3 protein-coding genes are annotated in these 6,464 nt (G+C 72.1%); 1 reads left to right on the top strand and 2 read right to left on the bottom strand.

The window, feature by feature from the left end:
* Positions 1-25: 25 nt before the first annotated feature.
* The gene (locus tag AB0I28_RS29510) at positions 26-4,225 is read right to left on the bottom strand and encodes a glycoside hydrolase family 38 C-terminal domain-containing protein (RefSeq protein ID WP_357498767.1); all 4,200 of its coding nucleotides are present in this window, start codon (positions 4,223-4,225) and stop codon (positions 26-28) included.
* Positions 4,226-4,280: 55 nt separating this feature from the next.
* Entirely contained in the window at positions 4,281-5,495 is a 1,215-nt protein-coding gene (locus AB0I28_RS29515; RefSeq protein ID WP_357498769.1) for a crosslink repair DNA glycosylase YcaQ family protein, read from the bottom strand.
* 703 nt (positions 5,496-6,198) lie between these two features.
* Between AB0I28_RS29515 and AB0I28_RS29520 the strand changes: the two genes are divergently transcribed.
* The gene (locus AB0I28_RS29520; RefSeq protein ID WP_357498771.1) at positions 6,199-6,303 is read left to right on the top strand and encodes a DUF6368 family protein; all 105 of its coding nucleotides are present in this window, start codon (positions 6,199-6,201) and stop codon (positions 6,301-6,303) included.
* Positions 6,304-6,464: the final 161 nt, after the last annotated feature.

Genomic DNA, 6,464 nt, shown 5'->3' on the forward strand with positions numbered 1-6,464 from the left:
CAGGGCGAAGGGGCAGCCTTTGGGGTCAGCGCACCTCGACTCGCAGGGTCGGCAGGTACGCGACCCGGCCGAACCACATGACCTTCACCATCGCCCAGTAGTGCCCCGGCGGCGTACCGCGCGGGACGCGCACCGGGAACTCCACGTCCTCGGTGCGGCCCGGCTCGATCGTCGCGCCCTTGATCGCCTCGGGGAACAGGTCCCACGTCCCCCACGGCGAGGCCAGCTGCAACTCCGCCGAGATCACCGTCTCCGTTCCGTTCTCCAGACGCGCGACCACCGCGGCGCTCTCGCCGGCGGCCAGGATCAGCGACTCGGTCGCCAGGTCGGCGGTCAGGCCGGTGGCGCGGCCGGTGTCGGCGGTCGTGCCGTTCGCCGACTCGTCCCAGGCCTTCTCGGGATCCCCGACGGGCAGCACGTCCGACGCTCCACAAACGACGGTGAGCGTGTCCTCGATCGTGTGCCGGCCGTCGTGCGTGCGGGCCTGGATGAAGTACACGCCGTCCGGAAGGTCGTCGGGGACCTGCATCGACAGGGTCTGCACGGCGTGGCCGCGCGGCTGGAGGTCGTAGAGCTCCAGGTCGTCGTCACGCCACGGCGTGATCACGTGCACCTGCCCGGCGACCTCGGCGTCGGTGCGCTGGCTCGACACCCGCACCTCCAGCTCCAGCTCCTGGCCCGGCTCGACGTTAACGAGGTTCGGCGAGATCGCGATCCCGACGGGCTGGTAGCCGATCGGCGCCGGGCCCCTGTTGTGCAGCCAGTAGCGCGCGTAGACCGGCTCGGCGACCTCGGTGTCGGCGCCGAGGACCGGGCCGATCGCGCCGGAGTGCCCGGGTTCGGCGATGAGCGTGGCGATCTCGCTGCCGGCGAGCTCGATCGTGGAGCCCTCGACGGGTTCACCGCGGGCCTCCAGCAGATCGGCCGTCCACAGTGGAGTCTCCCGGCCGCCGGCGAAGGAGATCGTCGCGCGCGACCCCAGCCCGGTGGCGTCGTGCAGGCGGATGGTCACCGAACCGTCCTCGACCGGCGTGGCGCCCTCGGCGATCGGGTTCCCGGCCGCCTTCAGCGTCGTGAGCAGCACCTCGCGCTCCGGCGTCACCGACATCAGCGAGTGCGTCCCGGGCAGTTCGCCCGTACCGTCGGCGAAGCGGGCGTGCAGCGGCGTCGAGAACTCCAGGCCCTTCGACGGCAGCGCGTTCTCCCGCCAGTCACCGGCGCCGGCGACGAGCGCGTAGTCGAACTCGTGCGTCCAGTGCTGCAACTGGAAAGCGGTCCCGTCGGGCGCGGTCCGTCGCGGCGGGTCGATCCACACACCCGACGGCCAGCCGGTGCAGGAACGCAGCAGCGACGCGTGCAGTGCGCCGGTGGCGTCGACGGCGAAACCGGGGATCCCGTAGGTGAGCAGGGCGACGGTGTACTCGTCGAGGTCGTCGGCGACGGCCTCGACGCCGGGCGTGCTCGCCACGATGACCGAGGTGCCGGGGTTGACGAGGCCGTCGGGGGTGGCGACGATCAGCGCCGGGAGCGCCCGCAGGTCGCGCAGGTCGGCGTTGGGCTCCCAGACCTCGCGCAGTGGCCGGTTCGCGGGCACCCAGACGCGCGGCTGCCCGCCCTCGACCTGCTCGTCGAAGTCGTCGCGGTACTCCTGGCCGGCGCTGTCGAGGATCTCGGCGGCGACGGGGTTGACGTCGGGACCGCCGACGATGACGCGGAAGTCGGGCAGGTTGGAGTCGACGTGCAGCCAGCCGTAGCGGGGGCCGTCGGCGCGCGAGGTCGTCGCGGTGACGCCGATCCGGGCCAGTTCGACGACCAGTCCGCGCACGTCGACGCCCTCGGGGGCGACGATCTCGGCGACGCCGACGGCGCGCTTGCCGACCGGTTCGCCGTCGCCGCCGAGGATGAGGACCTGCGCGGTCGACGACAGCCCGAACCAGGTGTTGGCCGGGTTGTCCAGCGTCCACGGGGCTTTGGCGGTGTCCACATCGGGCAGCGCGAAGCCGCGGCCGATGGTGCCGGCCGAGACCTCCGAGACCGGAAGGGCGCCGGGAACGTCGCAGGCGAACTTGACGCGCAGCAGCCGGTCGGCGCCGGTGAAGTCCAGAACCCTGGTGCGGCAGTCGATGCGCTCGGTGTCGTGCAGCAGGGTGACGGTCTGCTCGTAGTCGACGTCCTCGACGCGGCCCCGGATCACCAGCCGTTGGCCGAGCGCCGACTCCTCGCGCCACACCTCGGCGGCGGAGTCGGAGGAGCTGCGGACCGGCCCCGAGGGGAGCAGGTGCCACGGCCCCTCACCGAACTGCGGGTGCGTCGGGTACTCCTCGTAGACGCGCAGCTCGTTGCCGAGTCCGTTGTCGCGCAGCAGTTCCCGCTTGGTGGCCTTGTCGACCACACTGGACAGTCCACCGCCCCGGCCGGCGTCGGCGGTGACCGCGAAGTGCGCGTTCTCGATTCTGGCGCCCTCGGCGTGGGTCCATCCGCCGTCGCCCTGGCCCGGCACCAGCCGGTAGGTGCGCCAGCCCAGCGACGGGACGTCGCTCGCGTGGAAGGTCACGTGGCCGTCGGTGACGATCGAGGCGACGGTCTCGCCCGCCTCGTCGGTGATCCCGGCGGTGTCGACGCCCTCGGGCAGCGCGACGCGGACGAGCCCGTCCCGCTGGAACGACAGGGTGTTGGTGACCACGACGCCTTCGTCCGAGACACGCGCGGCCAGGGCGTCCAGCGCGGCGTCGCGGGCGCCCGCGGCCAGGTCGTAGGCCTCGCGCCAGCCGGTGAGCAGGTCGATGTAGACCTGGTCGGACTCCGAGCCGGTGATCGCGTCGTGGTGGGCGCCGTAGGCGAGCTGCCGCCACACCTTGTCCAGGGCGGCGTGCGGATAGCCGTGCCCGTCGAGCATCCCGGCGAACACGGCGAGGCGTTCGGCGTCGAGCGCGGCGACCTCGGCGGCCCGCTGCGCCTGCTTGGTGTCGATGTAGGAGACGTCCTTGCCGGTGTAGACCGGGTTCATGTCCCGCGACTGCGGCGAGGGCGAGGCGCCCCGGGCGGCGAGTTCGTCGCGGACGGCGTCGAGGAAGTCGCGCGGGGTCGCGCACACGAAGCGCGGCCAGACGTAGCGCTCGTTCCAGTCGCGCTGGATCGCGGTGACCCACTTGTTCGGCGGGGTGTAGTCGGTGCCGACCGGCAGGAGAATGTTGCGGGTTGCGGCGACGGGCTTGAGGCCCTGGTAGAGCTCGTAGCTCTGCCTTTCGGCGTCCTCAAGCGTGGACGCCGAGTCCATCCGCCAGCCGGCGCCGTAGTGGTTGGGCATGTAGTGGGTGAGCACGCCCATGCCGGAGGGGGAGATCCACTCGAACTCGCTGTCGAACTGCATGACGGTGGCGTCGCCGGGGGAGTCGTCGTAGTTCTTCAGCATCGGGCCCCACTGGTGGAAGGGGCCGCGCGCCCACGCCGAACCGGTCAGCCCGGCGGCCGCGAGCAGGCCGGGGAACTGCGGGTCGTGGCCGAAGACGTCGAGCTGCCAGGCGGTCCGGGGGTCGCCGTCGAGGATGCCGCGCTGGTAGCCGACGCCGTAGACGATGTTGCGGATGGTGGTCTCAAGACCGGTGAGGTTGGTGTTCGGCTCGTTGTAGGTGCCGCCCAGCAGCTCGGCCTGACCGGTCGACAGCAGGTGGCGCAGGTCGGCGCGGCGCTCGGGGTGGGTGTCGAAGAACGGCTTGAGGTAGTCGATCTCGGCGAGCACGAACTTGTACAACGGGTCGCGCAGGGCGAGGTCCATGTGCGCCTCGACGAGGGCGAATCCGTTGGCGGCCCACAGGGGGCGGGTCGAGCCGTCGCCGGCCAGGAACTCCCAGGGGCTGGTGTAGGCGGCCTGGGTGTTCCACCACACCGGGTCGTAGTGGAAGTGGGAGACGAGGTGCATCGTCCAGCCGAGTTCGTGGCGCTCGATCGTGGTGGTCGTGCGGGCCAGTTCGGCGCCGTCGGCGTCGGTGAGGGTCACGGCGACATCGTTGTCCGGCACATTCGCATCGATGTCGCAGCCGACCTCCACGGCCAGCTCACCGGTGCCGGCGGGCACTTCGGCGGTGCCGTTGACACTGCGGCCACTGACGGTGACGGTGTGCGCACCGCCGTCCCGTGCGACGGTCACCCGGATCACCTGCAGGGGTTCCGCTCGGCTGCCGACGAAAAGATCGGTCGATTCCACTGCTTCGATGCGTGCCGTCATGCGTGGCACCTTATCCGGAACTCGGCGAAAAGAAACCCGGCCACCGGGCCGATGATCAAAGTTTGAGAGCCTTGATCGCCTCGATGCGCGGTTTGCGAACCTTCGCGGTGTCCATGCTCGATCCGCGCAGGTCGCCGAGCTGGTCGCGGACGTAGTCCTGGGTCTCGGCGACGGCGGCGCGCAGGGCGTCGTCGGGCCGGACGAAGGACGCCCACACGATCTCGCCGGCGCCGGGGTCGTATTCCCACAGGCCGACGAGCCGTCCTCTGTCCACAATGGCCTGTGTGGCGAGGTCGGAGAGCCCGCCGAGCGTGTGGCCGACGACCGAGCGCCGGGCGTCGGCGGCGTCGAGCATCGAGGCGAGGTCGCGGCGCAGGAGGATCAGGCCGTCGATCCAGCACACCAGCGCGTAGGACGGCTCGGCAGGGGGCTCGAAATCGGCGAAGGCGGTGGCGTCCTCCCGCCTCATGAGCAGGTCGGTGCCGGCGACCTCGACGAGCTCCAGGTCGGCCACGGCGGCCTTGGCGTCGCGGGCCCCGAAGCCGGAGAACCAGCGGAACTGGGCCAGGGAGGCCCCGCCCGTCCAGGCGAAGTAGCGGCGGGCGAGTTCGGGGCCGGCGTCGGCGACGGTCCCGGTGGCGTCCCAGCGCGTGTAGGCGAAACGCTGCTGGTCGAGGCGGCCGCCGGCCGGCACGCGCCGGATCTCGCCGGCGGCCTGGAGGACGCCGAGCGTGGCGGGCAGGGTCGTCGAGGCGCCCTTCTTGCGGCCCTCGTCGCCGAGGTTGCGCACGGCGTCGCCGAGACGTTCGCGCAGCTCCGCGGGGAGGAGGGGGGTGGAGGCCTCGTCGAGGACCGTGCGGACCTGGGCGGCGAGGCGGTCGACCTCGCCGTCGGGGACGCCGAGGCGGGTGAGGACCTTGACGGCGGCTTGGGCGCCCGGGCGGGCGAGGGTGAGGCCGAGGGCGTAGTCGGCGGCGGGGAGGACGTAGGTGCAGCCGCGGGCGGAGGGGAGCTCGTGGATGTCGAGGGCGGCCGCGGCGTCGTCGGCGGCGGCGCGGGAGGTGCGGGAGCGGGCGAAGAGGGTGACGTAGGGGTTCGCGCCGCCGACCGAGCGGGCCCAGCCGGTGGCGGCGAGGGTGTTCGCGGGTGGGGATGGGGACGGGGTGGGGGTCGGGGGGAGGAGGCCTTGGCGGTGGGCCCACCAGGCGCGGAGTTTTTCGGGTGGGGGTTTGGGTGTGGGTGTGGACGCCGGTGTGGATGCCGTGGTCATGGGGGGATGGTGGCAGGTGGGTGGGGCGGGTGTGGGCGGATTGGGGAGGAACGGGGGGTGGGTGGGGTTGTGGGGTCGGGCTGGGCTGTCGGCCAACGCCGTAGGGCCCGCAGCTCGCGCAGAGCTCCGGGTCCAGGGACGGAGTCCCTGGTCAGGGGTCTGGGGGCGAAGCCTCCCAGCAGGGTCCAGGGACGGAGTCCCTGGCAGGGTCCGGGACGGAGTCCCGGCGGGGGTGCTGGGGGCGGAGCCGCCCAGCCGGGTTTGCGACGACCACCTGTGCCCGGGTGAGGCAGGCTCGGCGCATGGCCGGTCCCGCGCTCTCTCTGCTCCTCCCAGGCATCGCCGTTCCCCACGAGGCCGCCGCCGCGTGGCTCTCGGGCTTCTGTCTCCGCCAGGACGGAGCCTGGTTCCGCGTGGTCGACCCGGCGCCGATCGGCCTGACCACGCCTGAGGTCGCCGGGGTCGCCGGGGTCGCGGATGTTCTCGTGGAGGCCGATTCGGAGCCGGTGGAAGCCGGTCGTGGAGCGGGTTGTTCTTCGCCGGATCGAAACGGAGGGGCCACCCGGTCCGCCTCCCACTTCTGACTGTAGAAGATCGCCAGACGTGGCTGTTAAGGGCAAGACCGCCGGGCCTGTGGATAACTGACGGGTTGTGGATAACGCCGGGGGCGACGCATCTGGCGTGCGGTGCGGTGCAGGTGCCGGTGCCGTGGACGGTCACGTACGGCGGCGGTTTCGTGGTGCACGTCGGGGACGCCGCGTTTCTGGAGGCTTGGCTGGCGCAGCCTGGGTTCCACCTCGTGAAGTAGGTGTGGATGTGCGCGGCTCGCGGTGTTCGATCGGCTGGGTGGCTTCGCCCCCAGCACCGGTCCCTCGCGTTAGATCCGGCTGGGTGGCTCCGCCCCCAGCACCCCCGCTGGGTGGCTTCGCCCCCAGACCCCCACCAAGGACTCCGTCCCTGGACCCTGCT

The organism is Phytomonospora sp. NPDC050363, from assembly GCF_040655735.1.
Classification (GTDB): domain Bacteria; phylum Actinomycetota; class Actinomycetes; order Mycobacteriales; family Micromonosporaceae; genus Phytomonospora.